The organism is Microbacterium sp. Root53, from assembly GCF_001426925.1.
GTDB lineage: Bacteria > Actinomycetota > Actinomycetes > Actinomycetales > Microbacteriaceae > Microbacterium.
Genome location: NZ_LMFR01000001.1, coordinates 39,883 through 59,349, shown reverse-complemented (window position 1 = coordinate 59,349; position 19,467 = coordinate 39,883). Strand labels below are relative to the sequence as shown.

Annotated in this window: 17 protein-coding genes; all 17 read right to left on the bottom strand. The window is 67.7% G+C overall.

Annotated features, from left to right (window positions below; all coding sequences use genetic code 11):
• Window positions 1-17: 17 nt before the first annotated feature.
• Complete coding sequence (locus ASD19_RS00295) at window positions 18-563, bottom strand: tripartite tricarboxylate transporter TctB family protein (RefSeq protein ID WP_055987660.1); 546 nt, start codon at window positions 561-563, stop codon at window positions 18-20.
• Window positions 560-2,095 carry a tripartite tricarboxylate transporter permease gene (locus tag ASD19_RS00290; RefSeq protein ID WP_082542864.1) on the bottom strand — a complete coding sequence of 512 codons (1,536 nt, stop codon included), beginning with the start codon at window positions 2,093-2,095 and terminating at the stop codon, window positions 560-562. Before ASD19_RS00290 ends, ASD19_RS00295 begins: the two co-directional genes overlap by 4 nt.
• A 182-nt stretch (window positions 2,096-2,277) precedes the next feature.
• The gene (locus ASD19_RS00285; protein ID WP_055987658.1) at window positions 2,278-3,435 is read right to left on the bottom strand and encodes an MFS transporter; all 1,158 of its coding nucleotides are present in this window, start codon (window positions 3,433-3,435) and stop codon (window positions 2,278-2,280) included.
• A 7-nt stretch (window positions 3,436-3,442) separates the two neighbouring features.
• Window positions 3,443-5,089 (bottom strand): ethanolamine ammonia-lyase reactivating factor EutA, encoded by a 1,647-nt coding sequence (locus ASD19_RS00280; protein WP_200941025.1) that lies wholly within the window; start codon window positions 5,087-5,089, stop codon window positions 3,443-3,445.
• Window positions 5,090-5,100: 11 nt separating this feature from the next.
• Window positions 5,101-6,216 carry an ethanolamine ammonia lyase-activating protein gene (locus ASD19_RS00275; RefSeq protein WP_055987656.1) on the bottom strand — a complete coding sequence of 372 codons (1,116 nt, stop codon included), beginning with the start codon at window positions 6,214-6,216 and terminating at the stop codon, window positions 5,101-5,103.
• Between the two features lie 44 nt (window positions 6,217-6,260).
• A complete protein-coding gene (locus ASD19_RS00270; protein WP_055987654.1) occupies window positions 6,261-7,487 on the bottom strand; it encodes an MFS transporter in 1,227 nt (408 codons plus the stop codon).
• A 10-nt stretch (window positions 7,488-7,497) separates the two neighbouring features.
• Window positions 7,498-8,628, bottom strand: a complete 1,131-nt coding sequence (locus ASD19_RS00265) for an ABC transporter ATP-binding protein (protein ID WP_055987652.1) — start codon at window positions 8,626-8,628, stop codon at window positions 7,498-7,500.
• Window positions 8,629-8,654: 26 nt separating this feature from the next.
• Window positions 8,655-10,460 (bottom strand): ABC transporter permease, encoded by a 1,806-nt coding sequence (locus ASD19_RS00260; protein ID WP_055987650.1) that lies wholly within the window; start codon window positions 10,458-10,460, stop codon window positions 8,655-8,657.
• On the bottom strand, window positions 10,457-11,575 hold the full coding sequence (locus ASD19_RS00255; protein ID WP_055987647.1) for an ABC transporter substrate-binding protein: 1,119 nt from the start codon (window positions 11,573-11,575) through the stop codon (window positions 10,457-10,459). The genes ASD19_RS00260 and ASD19_RS00255 overlap by 4 nt, the downstream gene beginning before the upstream one ends.
• Window positions 11,576-11,710: 135 nt before the next feature.
• Window positions 11,711-12,946 carry an MFS transporter gene (locus ASD19_RS00250; protein WP_082542862.1) on the bottom strand — a complete coding sequence of 412 codons (1,236 nt, stop codon included), beginning with the start codon at window positions 12,944-12,946 and terminating at the stop codon, window positions 11,711-11,713.
• A 98-nt stretch (window positions 12,947-13,044) separates the two neighbouring features.
• Window positions 13,045-14,139 carry an ABC transporter substrate-binding protein gene (locus tag ASD19_RS00245; protein WP_162246639.1) on the bottom strand — a complete coding sequence of 365 codons (1,095 nt, stop codon included), beginning with the start codon at window positions 14,137-14,139 and terminating at the stop codon, window positions 13,045-13,047.
• Window positions 14,140-14,275: 136 nt separating this feature from the next.
• Window positions 14,276-15,274 carry a cupin domain-containing protein gene (locus tag ASD19_RS00240; protein ID WP_055987642.1) on the bottom strand — a complete coding sequence of 333 codons (999 nt, stop codon included), beginning with the start codon at window positions 15,272-15,274 and terminating at the stop codon, window positions 14,276-14,278.
• 121 nt (window positions 15,275-15,395) lie between these two features.
• The gene (locus tag ASD19_RS00235) at window positions 15,396-16,484 is read right to left on the bottom strand and encodes an ABC transporter substrate-binding protein (RefSeq protein ID WP_055987639.1); all 1,089 of its coding nucleotides are present in this window, start codon (window positions 16,482-16,484) and stop codon (window positions 15,396-15,398) included.
• On the bottom strand, window positions 16,481-17,077 hold the full coding sequence (locus tag ASD19_RS00230) for a cysteine hydrolase family protein (RefSeq protein ID WP_055987637.1): 597 nt from the start codon (window positions 17,075-17,077) through the stop codon (window positions 16,481-16,483). Before ASD19_RS00230 ends, ASD19_RS00235 begins: the two co-directional genes overlap by 4 nt.
• Window positions 17,074-17,736, bottom strand: coding sequence for an isochorismatase family protein (locus ASD19_RS00225; RefSeq protein WP_055987634.1), 663 nt, complete (start codon window positions 17,734-17,736; stop codon window positions 17,074-17,076). Before ASD19_RS00225 ends, ASD19_RS00230 begins: the two co-directional genes overlap by 4 nt.
• Window positions 17,733-18,365 carry a cysteine hydrolase family protein gene (locus tag ASD19_RS00220; RefSeq protein ID WP_055987632.1) on the bottom strand — a complete coding sequence of 211 codons (633 nt, stop codon included), beginning with the start codon at window positions 18,363-18,365 and terminating at the stop codon, window positions 17,733-17,735. Before ASD19_RS00220 ends, ASD19_RS00225 begins: the two co-directional genes overlap by 4 nt.
• A 69-nt stretch (window positions 18,366-18,434) precedes the next feature.
• A complete protein-coding gene (locus ASD19_RS00215; RefSeq protein WP_055987630.1) occupies window positions 18,435-19,355 on the bottom strand; it encodes a hydantoinase/oxoprolinase N-terminal domain-containing protein in 921 nt (306 codons plus the stop codon).
• Window positions 19,356-19,467: the final 112 nt, after the last annotated feature.

Here is a 19,467-nt window from a genome sequence, read left to right as displayed (position 1 = left end):
GATGCCGACGGCTCGGATCAACCGCCGGGGAGGAGGACGCCGACCGGCGTCAGGATGAGCGTGACGATGCGCGTCAGGGTGTACAGGGCACCCGTCAGCACGACCGCGTAGATCAGCGCGAAGTACCACTTCTTCCTGCCCACCCAGGACAGGTAGGCGAAGGAGAAGACGGCCGTGGCGACGAAGATGCCCGCCAGCCACATCACGATGAGGAATCCCGCGGCGAAGCCGAGGGCCGCCAGCCAGTCCTTGCGCGAGGCGGTCGCGAAGGCCTCCTCGGGGTTGTCCGGGTCCGCCTCCTCCGCCTGGTGCTTCAGCGCGACGAGCTCGTCCTCGACGGCCGTGGACTCCTCCGCGACCTCCGGGGCCGTGCGCATCTTGATGAGGCTGCGCACGACGGTCCAGGCGGTGCCGAGGATGCCGACGATCGACACCAGCCGCGGCAGCAGCACCGCATCGGCCGGGTACATGAAGCTCGCCGCGAGGAACCCCGCGAAGACGAGGAGGAGGATGCCCGCGATGATGAGGTCGGGCCTGAGCGCCTTCTTGTCGACGATGGTCACTTCTTCTTCCCCAGGGTGCGGATGACACGGGTGCCGACACCGACAGGAGCCGCGTCCGACTCGCCCTGCTTGCGGGCGAAGCGGATGCCGAAGCCGACGACGCCGAGGACGACGACGGCGAGGATGAGCACGCCCGGACGGACGAGCCACTCGGCGCCGAAGATGGTCAGCGAGAGGTTCAGGTACTGCTCGATGAGCGGCCCGAGCACCAGCGCGAGCAGGAACGGCACGCGCGGCCAGTCCCAGCGGAGGCAGACCACGCCGAGCGCGGCCGAGCCGAGCATGACGAACAGGTCGCCCCAGTTGTTGCTGGCGGTGTAGGCGCCGACGATGAGGAACAGGAGCAGGACCGGCGTCATGACGGCGCCGTTGATCTTCGTCAGGGCCGCGAGCGGACGGGCCAGCAGCAGCGCGAGGACGATGCCGAGCAGGCCGGCGATGATCACGGTCCAAGCCATCGAGAAGGTGACGTCGAGCTTGTCCTCGAGCATCTCCTTTCCGGGGTTGATGCCGAGGATCAGGAAGCCGCCCAGCAGGACCGCAGTCGCGGCGCCCGAGGGGATGCCGAACGCGATGGTGGGGATGAGCGATCCGGCGTCCTTCGCGACGCCGACCGCACCGGCGGCGATGAGGCCGTCGTCCGCGCCCTTGCCGAACTTCTCGGGGTCCTTCGACGTCTGGCGGGCGTGGCCGTACGCGATCCACTGCGCCACCGTGCCGCCGAGGCCCGGCAGCAGACCCACCGCGACGCCGATGGCCGACGTGCGGATCATGAGCCACCAGTGCCTGAACGGCACCGCGAGACCGGCGCGGACGCCGGAGAGCTTGGCGCCGCCCAGGGAGGGCGCGGCGATCGACGAGCGCGACAACATCAGCTGCAGCACCTCGGCTCCACCGAACAGGCCCACGACGACGGGGACGAGCGCGATACCCGACCACAGGTACAGTTGGCCGAAGTCGAAGCGGGCCACGCCATACGTCGGGTCGATGCCGATGTACGACACGAGCAGGCCCAGGGCCACCATGATGAGGCCCTTTCCGGGGCTCTTGCCCGCGAGCGACACCACGAACGACAGACCGACCAGCGCCAGCATGAAGAACTCGGGCGGGCCGATCAGGAGGACAAGCGGGCGGATGATCGTGACGAACAGGCCGAGCACCACGGCACCGAACACGATGCCGACGGCGGAGCTCATCAGCACCATGGCGAGCGCGCGGCCGCCCTGGCCCCTCTTCGTCATGGGGTAGCCGTCCAGCACCGCCGCGGCGGAGGTCGCCTCCCCGGGGATGCCGAACAGCACCGACGTGATGTCACCGGACGTGGTCGTGACGATCCACATCGAGAGCAGGAATGCGAGGCCCTGGACGGGCTCCATGACGAAGGTGAACGGAAGGAGAAGGGCGATCGCGACCGCTCCGCCGAGGCCGGGCAGCACGCCGACCAGGAAGCCGACGAGAATGCCGACGACCATCAGGCCGAGCGTCTCCCATTGGAGCAGCTGGGCGAGCCCGCTGCCGATGGCTTCGATCATGAGGTCCTCTCAAACGTCGTTGTTCGGGGTGCGAGACGTCGAAGTCCGTGCCCTCAGGCGCCCGTTCCTGCGCCGGACTTCGGGTGCCGCGGTGCAGTGCTTCGCACCACTCTACTCGAGGTCTAATGGTCTCACCAACAGCTGCTCGCCGCCGTGGGCAGCCCCGCACGACGATACGGTGATCAGGACCTCCCCGGCCTCACCAGCACGCTCGGCAGACCGACCAGCACCGCGATGACGGCCGTCGCAAGACCCGCACTGGGCAGTATCAGCACCAGGGCGCCGATGCCCATCGGGGCGAGCAGCAGGGCCGCCGCACGGTAGGTGCCGGCCGCGGCGATCGAGCGCCCCTGGTCCTCGGGGCCGACGGCCTCCGCGGCGAGGGTCGGCTGGAAGGTCTGCAGCAGACCGGCGCCGATGCCCGACAGGAACAGGAAGGTCGCCGCGAGCCAGATCGACTGGGTGACGAAGGTGAGCATGACGAGGCTCACGACCGTGATCATGGTGGCGGTCACCGCCGAACGGCGCACGCCCAGCCGGCGCACCTGGTGCGCGACCGACGAGCCGATGAGGGCGGCGAGGTTCGCGACGGTGCCGAGGATGCCGGTGAGGGCGAGCGAGTGCCCGGCCGCGGTCAGCAGAACCGGCACGTACGAGCTCAGGATGCCGCGCCAGGTTCCGGCCGTGACGCCCATCAGGCCCGCGGCCACGACGCCCGGACGCATCCAGACAGGCCTCTCGGGCTCGGCGTCCGGATCCAGCGGCGGACGCGGGAACGGCGCGTGGTGCGCCAACACCATGCTCGCGGGCACGCCGATGCCGGCCGCGATCGCCGCGACCCACATCGCCGCCTGCAGGGAGAACTCGCCGATCACACCCGCGAGGATCGGGCCCGCGAGCATGCCGGCTCCGTTGGTCACATTCATCAGCGCGACCGACTTGACGGGCTTCCGGTTGGTGTTGCGCACCACGTGGATCTGCGATCCGGTGAAGAAGTACGCGCGCGCGGCGCCATGCAGCACCTGCGAGACCAGGAAGACCCACAGCACGCTGCTCGTGGCGAGCATGGCGCATGAGACGAGCATCATCACCAGCGCCACCACGATCAGCGTCTTGGTGGCGAACCGGTCTATCAGCACGCCCATCCCCATGCGGGCGAGCAGCTGGAACACGGCCGACACGGCCACGAAGAAGCCGATCGCGGCGAGCGAGTAGCCGGCGTCGTCCGCGACCAGCGGGACGAGCACCGTGGCCATGCCGACCGACACCGAGAAGAGGAAGATCGACCCCTCGGACAGCCAGTCCTGCTTGTCCCAGCTGAACGCCCCGCGCTCGGTCACGCCGCGTTCAGTCGATCATCCGATCGCCGAAGATCAGCGACTTGATCGTGACGGGGACGGTGCCGGATGGCTGACGCAGCCGACCGAGGTCGACGTAGTCGAAGTCGCGCAGGAACAGGCCGTCGAGCACGAGCAGACCGCTCGTCACGCCGAGCTCGGTGCGGAGGATGCGTCCGAGGCTCAGCCCCACGTCGGCGTGCAGCACGAGGAACGTCGGGCGACCCACGTCGATGCGCTCGGCGAGTCCGGCGCGGACGCCGTCCGCGAGGGCGCGCACGCGGGGGTATGCCGGGGCGCCCCGGAAGTCGAGCGCGACGGCGATCTCGTCATCGCGCTCGACGCCGAACGCGGCGAGGCGCTCGCGGATCGCCGTGGCGATCGCCTCGGCGTCGACGTCGCCGAACGCGTCCTCGGGGAGGTCGTACCTCGGCGCGATCACCTGGAGATTGCGGCGCGGGAGGAGGAGATCGGCGTCCTCGCGGTGGGTGCTGATGCCCGAGAGCTGGACGCTGTACTCCGACGCGCCCAGCACGGTGGCGCGGATGCGCTCCGCCGCTTCGAGCAGCGGCAGCGTGCGGCCGTCGACGATGTCGCGCAGGGCGTGTCCGAGGCGGAGCCCCAGGTCGCCGAAGTCGCGCGTCTCGTTGCGATAGACGTACTCGCCCACGCCACCCGAGAAGACGACGCCGTCGATCGTGGCGAAGTCCACGACCAGCGGATCGGTGAGCCAGAGCTCGTCATCGCCGGCGCCGTCGAGGAGCTCGAACACGGCCTCGGCCATGCGCGCGGCGATGGCGTCAAGGTCCTCTTCGGCGACCGAGCCGAACAGCTCGAGCGAGCGGTGGGCGTCCTCGGCATGCTTGCGGCCCGCGGGCTCCAGTCGGACGATGTGCCCGTCTTCGTGGGCGAGCAGGCGGCCGCCGACGTGCAGGGCCGCGGTGGTCTTCACCTCGCCCGCCTCGATGAGGCTGAGCTTGGTGGTGCCGCCGCCGATGTCGATGTTGAGGATGCGCGAACCCGCCGCGTTCGAGACGCGCACGGCACCCGAGCCGTAGGCGGCGAGCATGGCCTCCATGTGATGACCGGCGGTCGCCGTGACGAGGTCGCCGGCGCGCTCCGCGATGACCGTGGCGATCGCCTCGGAGTTCTCGCGACGCAGTGCCTCGCCGGTGAGGATGACCACGCCGGTGTCCACCGCCGCGGGGTCCAGCTTCGCGTCGTCGTAGGCGCGGTCGAGCAGGCCGCCGAGCGCCTCGGCGTCGATCGTGAGGTCGGCGGCGAAGGGCGTCAGATGCAGCGGCGAGCGGTGCAGCGTTTCGCGCTCGACCACGATGTAGCGCGACGTGAGGTCCTCGCCGCGTCGGCGCAGGACCAGGCGCGAGAACACGATCTGCGTTCCTGCGGACCCGATGTCCACGCCCACGCTGACCATCTCCACGTTGTCGCGCTGCCAGATCGGGTTGTCGGCGAAGGCCGCCGCCAGCTCCCGGGCGTCGAGCGCGTGATCGTGATCATGATCGTGATCACCGTGGTGATCGTGGTCATGGCCGTGATCGTTCCCTCGGTAGATGCCGGCGGCGTCGAGCCCGTTGGGGCTCAGCGCCGCGACGTCGTAGGGGGCGTGGGTGTGAATGGTGTCAGCGTGGGCGTGCACCGGGGGCTTCCTTACTGCTTGGGCGGCAGGTCGGCGAGCTCGGCCTCGTAGACCGCGTCCATCTGCGGCTTCAGGCCGATCTTCGCGAGCTCGGTCGCGAAGGTGTCGCGCACGATCTGCGACTCGTCCGCGTAGTCGATCTGGTCCCCGCCGATGCGCTGCGAGATCCACGCCTTCGGCACGCCCTGCGCGTTGCGGATCGACACGACCTCGTGCTTGAACGCGAGGTAGCGGGCCGGCTCCGAACCGGTGTTGAAGTGCTGGTGATACCACATGTTCGGCGGAACGATCATGGAGCCGGCGTGCCAGTCGTAGCGCCGGGGCTCCTCGCCCTCCGGCCACATCAGCGAGTAGCCCTCACCCGAGAGGATGATGACGTGCGCACCCGGTCCGTGACGGTGACCCTTCTTGTAGGTCGCCGGCGGGAACTGCGAGATGTGGCTGTTCTGCGAACCGCGCGCCATCGTGAAGCGGATGTGACCGCCGCCCGCGCCGCGCTCTTTCGCCGAGATCAGGGGCAGGCCCACCGAGTCCCAGACGAAGTTCGTCTTGAGCAGCAGACCATCCTGCTCGTCCTTGTTGTCGAAGTAGTCGGGCTCTCCGTTGAAGCGCGACGGGAAGTCGTACGGCGTGTTGAACACGAACTCGGGGTCGTCGAACATGTTGATGATCGGCGGGCCGTTCGTCGACGAGACGAACCGCGCAGGCTCCGAGCCCGAGGCGTTGAAGTGCTGGAAGTTCGTGTTCAGCGGGATCGCGAAGATCGAGTTGGGGCCCCACTCGAACGTGATCTTCTTGCCCTTGTCGTTCCAGACGGTCGTCGAACCGTGGCCCGACAGCACGAGGATCTGCTCCTCGAAGAGCTGACGCTGCGGAGCGAGCGAGCCGCCCGCCGGGATCTCGGCGACGTAGCAGTCGTTCGAGGTGCGGGACGCCTCGTGGTTGATGAACACCCCGCGGCCACCGCGGCGGTCCCACGGCTTCAGCTCGACGGTCTTCAGGTCCTCGACGTAGTGGGCGGCGATGATGTCCAGCCCTTCCGCGGCGACCCAGCGGACATACGGGCTGTCCTTCTCCGTCTTGAACTTGTTCGCAAGCTCAGGAGATACGAGCGCATCCTTGGCCATTTGCGTTCCTTTCTTCTTCTGTCGGGTGGAGGAAGTCGTGATGTCTAGTGCGCTGTTGCCTTCGCTCCGGCGTACTCGCGCACGGCATTCGCGCGCGGCAGGAAGGCAGCCGCATACACGGCCGTCAGAATGCCTCCGAGCGTCAGGGCGACCGCGGGGCCGACCATGGCGGCGAGCTTGCCCATCACCGCGTCGCCCACGGCGGGGCCGCCGCGAGAGGCCATCTGATACAGCGAGGTCACGCGACCGCGGACGGCATCCGGAGTCTCGAGCTGCACCGCCGCGTGGCGGATCGTCGTGGTGACCGCATCGAGAGCGCCGAGCAGCAGGCACGCGGGCAGCGCCACCCAGAACAGCCCCGCGTGTGCGAGCAGGATCGCCGCGCCGCCGTACAGCATGGTCGTCGCGAGCAGGATCCTGCCGAGCTTCCTGCTGCGCGTGACGAGCCGGAAGATCGTGTACGACGCCAGCAGCGCTCCCGCCGAGGGAGCCGCCGCGAGCACCCCGTACCCGACGCCGCCGACGTGCAGCACGTCCGTCGCGATGGCGGGCAGCAGCACGCGATACGCGCTGAAGATGGTCGCCGACAGGTCGAGCGACATCAGCATCCAGATCACGCCCCGCCGGCGGATGTACGAGGCGCCTTCGCGGATCTGCCGGAAGATCGACTCGTGCTTCGGCGCACCCGGCAGGTGCGGCACCTTGATGTAGAACAGCGCCAGCACCATGGCGAGGTACGACAGGGCGTCGAAGCCGTACATCAGCTGCGGCCCGCCGATCGCGATCAGCACGCCGCCGAGGCCCGGACCGACCAGCACCGCCAGCTCTCGCGACGGGTTGATCAGCGCGAACGCCTGCGGCAGCTGCTCGCGCGGCACCATCGCGGGGATGATGGCCTGGCGCACCGGGGCGTCGAACGTCGCGGCCGCCGTCGTGAGCAGCACCGCGGCGTAGATCGCCCAGATCGTGACGACACCGGCCACGGTCGCGATGGTGAGCGCGAGGGCCACCAGCATCGCCACGAACTGCGTCGCCTGCAGCAGCCGTTTACGGTCGAGCCGGTCCGCGTACACCCCTCCGAGCGGCGAGAGCACGAGGATGGCCACCGCCTGAGCGGCACCCACGAGACCCGTGTGGACAAACGAACCCGTCAGCGCATAGACGTGGAACAGAATGGCCGCAATGGTCCCGCGGGTGCCGATCTCAGAGAGGATGACACCGCCCCAATAGAAGGTGAAGCCGCGGTTCTTCAGGATCTCAGGCAGTGCCACCTTCGCGTCCTCAGTCGGCCGGGACGAGCGAGATGCTCTCGGCCTTGAGGTGGACGTAGACCTCGGTGCCCGGCTCCAGGGACACGGAGGCCGCCGTGCGGACGCGCACCTCGGTCTCGCCCACGGCGACGACGTGGTCGACGGCGTCGCCGAGGAAGGCGCGTGCCACGACCCGTCCCTGCCAGACGTTCTCGCTGGCGATCGGCTGGGTCGACAGGTCCATCGACTCCGGCCGGATCGAAGCCACCACCTTCGTGCCGGTGGGCACGGACGCACCGCTGCTGACCTTCAGCACGCCCGCCGCCGTCTCCAGACGGTACTCCCCGTTCGAGCTCTCGATCACCTTCGCCTCGATGAAGTTGGAGGTGCCGATGAAGTCGGCCACGAAGTGGTTGCGCGGTCGCTCATAGATGTCGCGCGGCTTACCCACCTGCTGCACCGCGCCGTCCTTCATGACGGCGATGTTGCTCGACAGCGACAGCGCCTCGACCTGATCGTGCGTGACGTAGATCGACGTGATGCCGAGCTCGCGCTGCAGCCGCTTGAGCTCGAAGCGCAGCGACTCGCGCAGCTTCGCATCCAGGTTCGAAAGCGGCTCATCGAGCAGCAGCAGTTCCGGCTCGATGATGATGCCGCGACCCAGCGCGAGGCGCTGCTGCTGGCCTCCGGACAGCTTGGTGGCCTGACGATCCGCGTAGTGCGCCAGCTCGAGGGTCTCGAGCACCCGCATGACGCGCGCCTTGATCTCCTTCTTGCTGGGTCGCGTGTTCCGCGGCATGACCTGCAACGGGAAGGCGACGTTGTCGAACACGGTCATGTGCGGCCAGATCGCGTACGACTGGAACACCATGCCCAGGCCGCGCTGGTTGGCGGCCACGTTCACGGTCGGCACTCCGTCTCCCGCATGGAAGAACGTCCTGCCGCCCACGGTGATCTTGCCGCTGTCCGGCGCCTCGAGCCCCGCGATCGAACGCAGCGTGGTCGTCTTGCCGCAACCCGACGGCCCGAGCAGCGTGAACATCTCCCCCCGCTCGACCTGGAGGTTCACATCGTTGATGGCGAGGACCTTCGGCGGCGCACCCTTGTGCCCCTTGGGCTTCTCACCAGGAAAGCTCTTGATGAGGTTCGCGATTTCCAACATGGGGTGATTACCTTTCGAAGTTTCTTTCAGTCCTGCTGGATGCCGACTTTGGCCCCGAGCTTGTAAGCGATGGACACCATGACGATCAGCGTCAGCACCATGAGCACACCGATGGCGGCGACGATGACCGACGAGCCGTTCTCCCACTGCTCCCAGATGAGCAGACCGAGCACTTCGGTGCCGGACTTGTACAGCAGGATCGAGCTCGACAGCTCGCGGAAGGAGACCACGAGGATGTAGATCCAGCCCGAGAGCAGACCCGGCATCAGCAGCGGCAGGAGCACGCGGCGGAAGGTCTGCCACCACGAGGCGCCGCTCATCAGCGCGGATTCCTCGAGTTCGGCGCCGATCTGCTGTTGCGACGTCACCGCGTACCGCATGCCGTACGGCATGTAGCGGGTGAAGTACGCGATACCCAGCAGCCACAGCGTGCCGTAGAACGCAGTGCCGACGTTGGCGTCCAGCCAGAGGTAGGTGCTCAGCAGTGCGACACCCATGATCAGGCCGGGGATCACCATCGGGACGAACGTGAACGCGTCGATCAGCTGACGGCCCGGGAGCTTGGTGCGCACCGTGATCCAGGACGCGACGGCCATGAACGCCATGCAGGCGGTCGCGGCGCTGAGGCCCAGGATCAGCGAGTTGGTCAGCGCGCGCGGGGCCGCCGGGATGTCGAACACGTCGAGGTAGTTCTGGAACGTCATCGACGCGAATGCCTCAGCCGAGGGCGCCTGCGGGTACGGCAGGAACGAGTTGAACAGCAGCACCGCCATGGGCAGGATGACCGTCACCAGGAAGTAGGCGAGGATCACCGTTCCCGCGAGCGGACGCCACTTGCCGAGCTCGATCGGACGCGGGCGGAACGCCTTGCCGGTGATCGTCTGGAACTTCTTCGCGTTGCGCGAGATGAGATTCGAGAACGTCACGCCGATCAGGGCGATCGCGAGGAGGCCGAAGGCGAGAGCCGACGCGGTGTCGGTTCCCGGCGGCCAGCCGCGGAGCTCGAAGTAGATCTGGCTGGTGAACACGTAGATATTCGCCGGCACACCGAGCAGGGCGGGCACCTCGAAGCTCTCCAGCGCGCGGACGATCATGATGACGATCGCGCCGACCAGGGCCGGCAGCACGAGCGGCAGGGTGATCTTGCGGATGACCGTGGCGCGGCTCGCGCCCGACATCGTCGCCGACTCCTCGAGCGAGGGGTCCATGGCGCGGAACGCCGCCACCATCAGCAGGAACACGATGGGTGACAGATGCAGGCCCTCGACCCAGGCCATGCCCCACACAGTGTTGATGTCGAACAGGCCCGCGCCACCGAGGTAGTGGTTCAGCAGGCCGATCTCCTTGTCGGCCAGGAAGATCCACGCGACGGTGTACAGGATGCCGGGGATCACGAGCGGGATGATCGACGAGGCGAAGAAGAGCGACTTGAGCGGCACGTCCGTGCGTACCAGCAGGTACGCGAGTGTCGTGCCGACCACGACCGCGAGCACCGACGACGCCGCGGCGAACCACAGCGAGTGGCCGAGCATCTGGAACAGCTTGGTGTCGGCGTACGCCTCGATGAATCCCTCGAGGCCGATGAACTCACCGGTCAGCGGGTCGCTGAACGCGCTGCTGGCCATGAACCACAGCGGCACGACGCCGAACCAGAAGATGACCAGCGCGACGACTGCGAGGATCAGGGTCTTCGGCGTCATCAGGCGCCCGACGAGGGCGACGAAGCCGGTACCGGGCTCCTCGTCATTGCGGATCGGTCCCGTGGCCGGGGCCTTGAATCCGCGCGGCAGACGCTTCTTCGTGCGTGATATCACCTCGAGGGTGGCGGTCACTGCCCACCTCCGCCCTGGAGGAGCTCCTGATAGGCCTCATCCCACTTGTCGCTGTTCTCGGCGAGTTCGATGTTGTCGACGTAGCGCACCTCGACGTCGGCCATCGGGTCGTCGGCACCCTCCGGCACGATGGCCACGATCAGACCACGATCGAACATGAGCTGCTGGCCCTCCTCGAGCAGCCAGTCGGCGAACAGCATCGCGGCGGCCGGGTGCGCGGCGCTCTTGAGCAGTCCGAAGCCGTTCGCGCGGGCGAACACCGGGTCGACCAGCGGCAGGTAGTCCAGCGGCGCACCGTCGCGCTTCTTCTGCTCGACGATGTAGGTGTAGTTCGAGGCGGCGACATCGAAGGCTCCCGCCTGGTGCTGGTCGGCCATCGCCGTGTGGCCCTTCTGGACCTCGGCACCGTCGCGGATGTCGCCGAACAGCTGGTCGATCTCCTCCTGCGACTTGCCCTGCTCCTCCCAGTACTGGTGGAGTGCCATGAACCAGTCGTAGTCCTCGAGCTCGAGCGCGAGGCGTCCGTCCCACTTCGGATCGGCCAGCTCCTCCCAGCTCTTGGGCGCCTCGTCTACACTCACCAAGTCGGTGTTCCAGCTCGGGGAGAAGACGTTGTAGCGCGTCGCGGTCCAGGTCTCGTACTGGCCCTCCTCGCCGACCATGTCGCGCCGCTCGCCGGCGTACTCGGCGAGCACGCCCATCTGGTTCAGCGCGAGCAGTTCGAGCGCGTTGGTCTCGACGACGTCCGCGCTGGCCGAGTTGCCCTTGACCTCCTGGGCGATCTTCGTGAGCACGTCACTCGATCCCGCGCGGTAGACCTCGATCTTGATGTCGAAGGCCTTCTCGAACTCCTCTTCGACCGCTGCGGTGATGTCGGAGGTCATCGAGGTGTAGAGGGCCAGCTGGCCCTCCTCCTCGGCCGCCTCGACGAGGGCTTCGCGGCGCTCAGTGCCGGAGAGGGCCGCCATCTCCTCGTAGAACGCTTCGGCTTCGGTCGGCTCGCCGGCGCCCGCGGCGCCGACCGAGGCCGTGCCGGCGCCACCACAGCCCGCGAGAACGACCGAAGTCGTGAATGCGGCGATGGCGACAGCGCCCGTGCGCGTCAGTTTCATCATGATCCTCCTCCTTGAGGGTCTACGAGATCTGGCCGATGGTCCGACCATTAGAACATCATGTAATCACACTTTTGCATCCCCCGTCCATGAAGTTTGGATAACGACGGTTGCGAGAATGCGCATAGCGAAAACTCTTCACATTCCGGGCGGCGGAGGATTATGACCGCCCCGAAGTCGATGCAGCATCGGCGTCACCGCGACGGCGGCGACGAGTGCCGTCAGCGAGGCCACCCACAGGCCCGCCTGCGGGCCCCACTGATCACACACCCAGCCGAGCAGAGGCATGCCGATCGGCGTGGTCCCGAGGAAGACGAGACCATGCAGCGCCATCACCCGACCGTGCATCGTCGGCTCCGTGCGCAACTGCAGCAGGGTCTTGGACAGCGTATTGAACATCAGGTTCGTGACGCCCATGAGCAGCACGGTCGACATCGCCAGCCACAGCCACGGCGAGACGGCGATCATCGCGTTCGTCAGGGCGAAGCCGAAGCCCGCCAGCAGCAGGCGCCAGCCGGTCACGCGCTCGGTGGCGGCTGTGATCAGGGCGCCGATGACGGCGCCGACCCCGAGCGCCGACGTCAGCCAGCCGTACGTCTGGGCGTCGCCGTGGAAGGTCTCACTCGCCAGGATGGGCAGGACCGCCCGGAAGTTCTGCCCGAACAGCGCCACGACGGCGATCAGGATCATGCACGCGCGCAACTCGGGATGCGAGAACACGTAGGCGAGACCCTCGAGCACGCTCCCGCGCTTGCGCTCGCCCTTGCCGCCCCCCACGACGTCCAGCCGGATGAGCGCGAGCCCCCACAGCACGGGGACGAACGACAGCGCGTTGACCGCGAAGGCCCAGCCACTGCCGGCGAACGCGATCAGCACGCCGGCGATGGCCGGCCCCACGAGCCGCCCGACGTTGTGCACCGTCGAAGCGAGCGCCTGCGCGTTGACGTAGTCCTGCGGCCTGGTCACCTCGGCCACGAACGCGTGTCGCGCGGGGTTGTCGAAGACCGTGACGAAGCCGAGCGCCAGCGAGAAGGCGAACACCACCCACAGCTGCACGGCGCCGACCAGCACGACCACGGCGAGCCCACCCGCGAGGATCATGCTGATGACCTGGGTCAGCATGATGAGCTTGCGCCGGTCGAGGCGGTCGACGACGGCGCCGCCCCACAGCCCGAGGAAGAGCACCGGCAGGAACTGCAGGGCCGCCGCGATCCCGACATCGACCGCCGATCCGCTCAGTTCGAGCACCAGCCAGTCCTGGGCGACCCGCTGCATCCAGGTGCCGATCGTGCTGACAGCGTGGCCGGTGATGAACAGCCGGTAGTTGCGGTGGTTCATCGCGCGCAGCGCTCTCGGCCACGTCGGTCGTCTCATCCGGGCTCCTCCGGTCACGGGCGGGCGCACGTCACCGCCGGCACACGTGCGCCGTAGCCGGAATGACACCGGTCATCGGGCGCTGCTGTCTCGCGTGATCACTGCGCGCCCGCGTTCTTGAGGAGCTCCTCGTAGGATCCCTCCCACTCCGGGCCGTTCTCGAGGAGTTCGCCGTCATCGACATACCGGACATCGACATGCTGCAGCGGGTCGTCCGCACCATCGGGCACGATCGCCGTGGTCAAGCCCTTCTCCGCCAGGAGCACCTGCCCCTCCTCGAGCATCCAGTCGGCGAACAGCGTGGCGGCGGCCGGGTGCTCGGCCTGCGCGATCAGCCCCACGCCGTTGGGACGCGCGAAGACCGGCTCGACGAGCGGTGCGTATTCGAGCGGGGCACCCGCGCGCTTCTGCTGCTCGACGATGTAGGTGTAGTTCGACGCGGCGAGGTCGAACGCGCCCGACTGGTGCCGGTCCACCATCGCGATATGACCGTCGTACGCCACGCCGCCGTCGACGATGTCGCCGAAGAGCGCGTCGACCTCCTCCTGCGTCTTCCCCTGCTCCAGCCAGTAGGTGGAGAGGGCCATGTACCAGTCGTAGTCACCGAGCTCGAGGGCCAGCTGGCCGTCCCACTTGGGGTCGGCCAGGTCCTCCCAGCTCGTGGGCACGTCGTCGGCGCTCACTCGATCGGTGTTCCAGCTGGGCGCGAACACATTGAAGCGGGTCGCCGTCCAGTTCTCGCCCTGCCCCGCCTCGGGCACCTGATCGCGCCGCTCACCCGTGTACTCGGTCAGGATCCCCATGCTGTTCAGCGCCATCAGGTGCAGCGAGTCCGACTCGACCACGTCGGCTCCGATCGCGCCCGCCTGGTGCTCCTGCGTCAGCTTCGTGAGCACGGTCTGGGAGTTGGCGCGGTACACCTCGACGTCGACGTCGAACGCCTCCTCGAAAGCGGGCTCGAGCACGGCGAGAACGTCCTCGGTCAGCGAGGTGTACAGACTGAGGGCGCCTTCGACCTCGGCCGCCGCGACCAGCGTCCTGCGGCGCTCCTCGCCCGTCAGCCCGGCGAACTCCTCGTACGCGGCGCCCTCGTCGGTCGTCTTGGCGGCGCCGACGCCGGACGCGCACCCGGTCGCCGTGAGCGACACCAGGACGACGGCGGCCACCGCCGCCAGTGTGGACTTGCTCGTCACGATCCTCCTCCTCGAGGGTCGGTGCGGATATCTCTGGCCGCGAACACGCGTCGTTCGGCCGAGCACACGTCACCCCCGGCGCCGAGATGACGACCGGGGGTGACACATGCGGGTCAGATCGTGTCGATCGACCCGATCAGCCCTTGTAGTTCGGGGCGTCCTCGAAGTAGTGGATGTTGTCGTAGCCGAGGTGCTTGAAGATGCGGTTCTCCGACTGGAAGAGACGCACCTCCTCACCGTCGCCGGCGAAGATCTGCACCACGTGGTTCTGGGGCACGTAGATCGTGTCGCCCTCGACGAAGTCGAAGCGCTTCGGCTCGAGCGCGATGCGCGCGTAGTACTTCTCCGCGATCTCGGCCTCGACCTCCCACATCAGGAAGTGGCCGCTGCCCTTGAGGGCGTAGAAGACCTCGTCGGCCATCTTCCAGTACTTGCCCGAGCGCGAGCCCGCATCGATCTGCAGCTCGTACGAGTCGGTCGAGAAGATGCGGCCGTCGGTCTTCTCCTGGGAGGCGATGATGCGCTGGTTGCCCAGCGGCGTGACCTCCCAGGTCGTGTCCTCGGGGCCGACGACCTTCTTGCGGTCGAGGACACCGGGCGTCCAGATGCGGCTCCAGTCTTCGCGCGGGCCGAACTCCTCCGGGCGGTCGATGGGGCCAGAGCGACCCTGCTGGATCAGGCCCATGAACATCCAGGTGCTCTTCGCCTTCACGACGAGGGCCTTGGCCTTCTCGTCGTACGGGTTGAAGTGACGGTGCACCGAGTCGGTGTGGACGTAGACGAGGTCGTCCTTCTTCCAGTCGTAGCGCTGGTCGTCGTGGATCTCGTAGCCCTTGCCCTCGAGGATGTAGAAGGCGGCTTCGTTCTGGTGGCCGTGGCCGTGATTCGAGGACTGCGGGGGCAGCTCGACGAAGTGGACGTGGATCGTCTGGGTCAGGAACTCCTCGTCACCGGGGCCGATGCGCCACCACGTCTTCGACTGCTCACTGTCACCGGAGTGACCGACCTTGGCGTCGTCGGTGACGTACTCGTCGTTTCGCACGCGGTTGTACGAGAGCTGCTGCTGGCGGAACTCATTCAGACCGTACGTTGCGGAATCCAGGCCGCGAACGAAGGTGCGCAACTTCTTTGCCATCTATTTCCTCCAATTGGGGAGAGGACCTCACCTGGCAGGAGCCACAGCACCTCGCCTATGAGGGGGAACGGTCTAAACAATAGCCTAAAGGCCCGGGGGGCGGCGAAGAAATCTCCACGGATCAGCCGCCGACGAGGTCGCGGTACCTGTCGTCCCAGAACTCGTAGTTCTCCGTCATCTCCTCCAGCGGCACCGCGACGGTCTCCATGCCGGCGATCGGGCTGTCGTCGCGCGGCACGGATCCGATCCGGTGCACGTCGGGCCACAGGTCCTGCCCATCCGACAGCATCCAGTCCATGAACAGGATCGCGGCCGCGGGGTGCTCTGCCGACGCGAGGATCCCCGCCCCGTTCGGACGGGTCACGACCGGAGCCACGACCTTCTCGCCGTGCTTCCATGCGACCGGGGCGCCCTGGTCGGCGGCGGTCCCGTCGACGTTGTGCTGGTAGATGGACAGGGCGATGTCGATCTTGCCCGACGCGAGCATGTCGCCCATCGCGCTGTGCCCCTTCTCGAACGTGCCGTTCGCGGCGAGCGCGGCCCATATCTCGTCGACCTCCGCCTCGCTCAGGCCCTGATCGAGGTAGTACCGCGACACGGCCGCGTACCAGTCGACGTCGCCGATCTCGAACGCGATCTTGCCCTTCCACTTCGGATCAGCGAACCCGGCGAGATCGTCCGGCAGCGTCGAGCCGTCGATGTTGTCCGTGTTCCACCCCACGACGAACGCGTTGACGTAGGTCGATGTCCAGCCGTCGAAGCGGCCCTCCTCGGGCACGGCGTCGCGGTACTCGCTCTCGTAGTCGGCGAACAGGCCGGCCTGGGCCATCACGTTGTTCTCGTTGAAGTTGTTGTCGACGACATCGACGTTCAGGCTGCCTGCGGCATTCTCCGACATGATCTTCTGCAGCACGGTCTCGGAGTTGGCGCGGGTCGCCTCGACCTCGATGTCGTACGCCTCCTCGAACGCCGCGATCATCGGATCCACGTCGGTGTTCGAGGTGTAGATGGTCAGCGCCCCCTCCTCCTCGGCGAGCTCCACGAGCCGGTCGGTGCGCTCCTGACCCGTCAGGCCCGCGATCTCGTCGAACACGGCCGCCTCGGTGTCGACCTCAGCCCCGGCCTGCACGGTGGGTGCTCCGCCGCAGCCCGCGAGCAGGATCGTGATGGTCGCCAGGCCGCTGGCGACCGCCGGCATCCGCTTGTTCATGGTGTCTCCTTCGATGTCGCCTGCAGAGGCTTCTGCGCCAGCACCGTGCTGGCCAGGGTGTCGAGCGTGAGCACCTCGGCGTACGTGGCGCCGAGGGTCTCAAGCGTGCCGTCGTGCGCCGGCCGCGCACGGTCGAAGCACGCATCCGCGATCACGATCGCATCGCGACCGCTCGAGGTCGCGTCGGTGGCCGTCGCGCGGATGCACGCGGACGTGAGCCCGCCGCAGATCACGACGGTGTCGATCCGCTCCCGCGTCAGGTAGACGGGCAGCGGCGTGGCGACGAACGGGCTCGCGCGCGTCTTCGCGAGCACCCACTCATCGTCGCGCGGCGCGATCGCCGCCGGGAAGTCGCCGAAGTCGTCCGGCACCGTGGTGCGCCCGGGTCCGCGCCGCGCGCTCGCGCGGCCCGTGAATCGCTGACCGTCCGTGTCGGCGCGGGTGAACACCACCGGCAGCCCTCGGTCGCGGAAGAGGCCGATGGCCGAGGCGATCGTCGGCATCGCCTCCCAGGCGCCCACCCCGGTGTCACCGGGCGACTCGGCCCCGGTGAAGCCATACGTGACGTCGACGACCAGGAGGGCGGGCCTCATGTCGCGTTCCACTTCTCCACGAGGTCGTCGAGCGACATCACGTCGGCGTACTTCATGCTCATGTCGAACAGGTTGTTGCAGTGCGCGAACCAGGATCGGTCGAAGCACGCGTCGTCGACCACGAACGTGCGGTAGCCGTTCGAGCACGCGTCGACCGTCGTCGCGCGGACGCACCCGGAGGTCGACACGCCGCACACGATGACCGACTCGATCCCCTCGCGCACGAGGTAGACCGACAGCGGGGTCTGGAAGAACGCGCTCGCCTTCGACTTCTCGAGCACCCACTCGCTCTCGAGAGGGGCGATGGCGTCGGGGAAGTCGCCGAAGTCCGCCGTCAGCTTGGTGCCCGTGCGCTCCTTCTTGGTCGCGTTGCCGGCGAACTGCTGGTCGTTCGCGCTCGAGCGCGTGTAGACGACCCGCGCCCCCTTGCTGCGGGCCAGCTCGATCAGACGGGCGATGGTCGGCATCGCCTCCCACGCGCGCGGACCCGCCGCGGTCGAGTACTCCCTGCTCGCCTCCTCCTGCGAGAGGCCCTCCGATCCGGTGAAGCCGAACGTGACGTCGACGACGATGAGCGCGGTCTTCCCACCGAGCTCCATCGCGCTCGCGCGCATCTTCGCGCGTTCGTCCTCCGGCACGTTCTCGAGCCAGCGCTTCATGAGCCCTCCTCGATGCCGAGCCCTGCGATCACCTGGTCGAGCGTGCGCACGTTCACCATGCGCGGGAACACCTTGCGCATGAAGAACTCGCGCTGCTCCTCGTAGCCGTGGCAGCAGTCCTCGACGACGGTCACCTGGAAGTCCTTGTCGCGCGCCGAGTACGCGGTGGACGCGATGCCGACGTGCGTGGATCCGCCGACGAGCAGGATCGTGTCGATGTCGCGACTGCGCAGCGACAGCTCGAGGTGCGTGCCGTGGAATGCATTCCAGCGGTGCTTGGGCACGTCGTAGTCGCCCGGCTGCGGCGCGAGCTCGGCAAGCACCTGGTACTGCACTGATCCGCTGTCGTACGGCGGGTGATGCTTCGCCGGGTGCTCCGTCGTCCACGGGCGGAAGGAGGCGTCGGTGTCGGCGATGCTGCGCGCGAAGTCGGCGCCGTCGATGCGGTGGTCGGCGCGCGCGTAGAAGATGGGCACGCCGACCGTGCGGCAGGCCGCGATCAGCCGCGCGGTGGTCTTCTGGGTTCCGGCCGCTTCGATCGGCGCGCGGTACGCCTCGAGCATGTCGAAGACGATCAGGCCCGTGCGCTGCGGGTCGTAGGTCGTGGGCGGCACTGCGGGTCGTTGCATGTTCTCTCTCTCTGCCTCAGGACGGAGCCGGGCGCGCGGTGCGCGGAGCCCGCCTCCGTCCTGCGTCGATCACCGTCCGGTGACCTCGGCGTACAGCTGCTCGTAGTGGTCGTACTGCTCCACGAGCTCGCTGGGGTCGACGAACAGGGTCTCGACACCCTGCAGGCCCTCGTCCGCCTCCGCCTCGAGCGACGATCGCAGGCCCGCCTCGCGGAGCACCTCCTGTCCATCCGTGAGGATCCACATGTAGAAGAGGTAGGCAGCCGCGGGGTGGGGCGCGCTGTTCAGCAGCGCGACGCCGTTCGGCCGCTGCACCACGGGCTCGACGAGCGGCTCGTAATCGAGCGGAGCGCCCGTCGCCGCGATGCCTGCGGTCTGGTAGTCGTACGTCGACATCGCGACCGCGTACTGCCCGGCCGCGAGCTGGTCCATCTGCGTGGCGTGACCGTCGACCATGACCGAGTTGGCGGCGATGCCCTTGAAGATCTCCATCACCTCGTCCTCGCTCATGCCCTGCTCGAGATAGTGCTCGTACAGGGCCATGAACCAGTCGACCTCGTTGATCTCCATCGAGAGCATGCCCTCGTACTCCGCGCCGATGCGCTCGGTCACCTCGGCCGTGCGGCGGCCCGGCGCCAGCAGGGGCGGCCTGCTGTACTTCAGGTCGAAGACCGCCGGCCCGTAGGGGCGGCTCTGCTCCTGCGTCTCGTAGATGCCGCGGAAGCCCTTGGTCACCACCAGGCCGACCGTCGCCCCCTTCTCCTCCAGCAGCGCGTTGGTCGCGACCGTCGTGCCGTGGCAGAAGAAGACGATGTCGCTGGCCTTCACGCCGTCCTTCGCCAGCACGTCCAAGCCGTCGAGGATGGCCCGCCCTGGGTCGTCCGGTGTCGAAGGCACCTTCAGCACGCGGTGCTCGCCGGTCTCCTCGTTCAACAGCACGAAGTCGGAGAACGTGCCCCCGGTATCGACTGTCAGGCGGTAGTTCGGCATCGGCCACCTTCCATCATCGTTGACTGTGGTCAGTCAATAGGATGGTCAGGCCTCGGTCAAGTATTTTTCTCGAACGTGCTGCTACGATCTATCGACAAGGCAGATGAGTCCT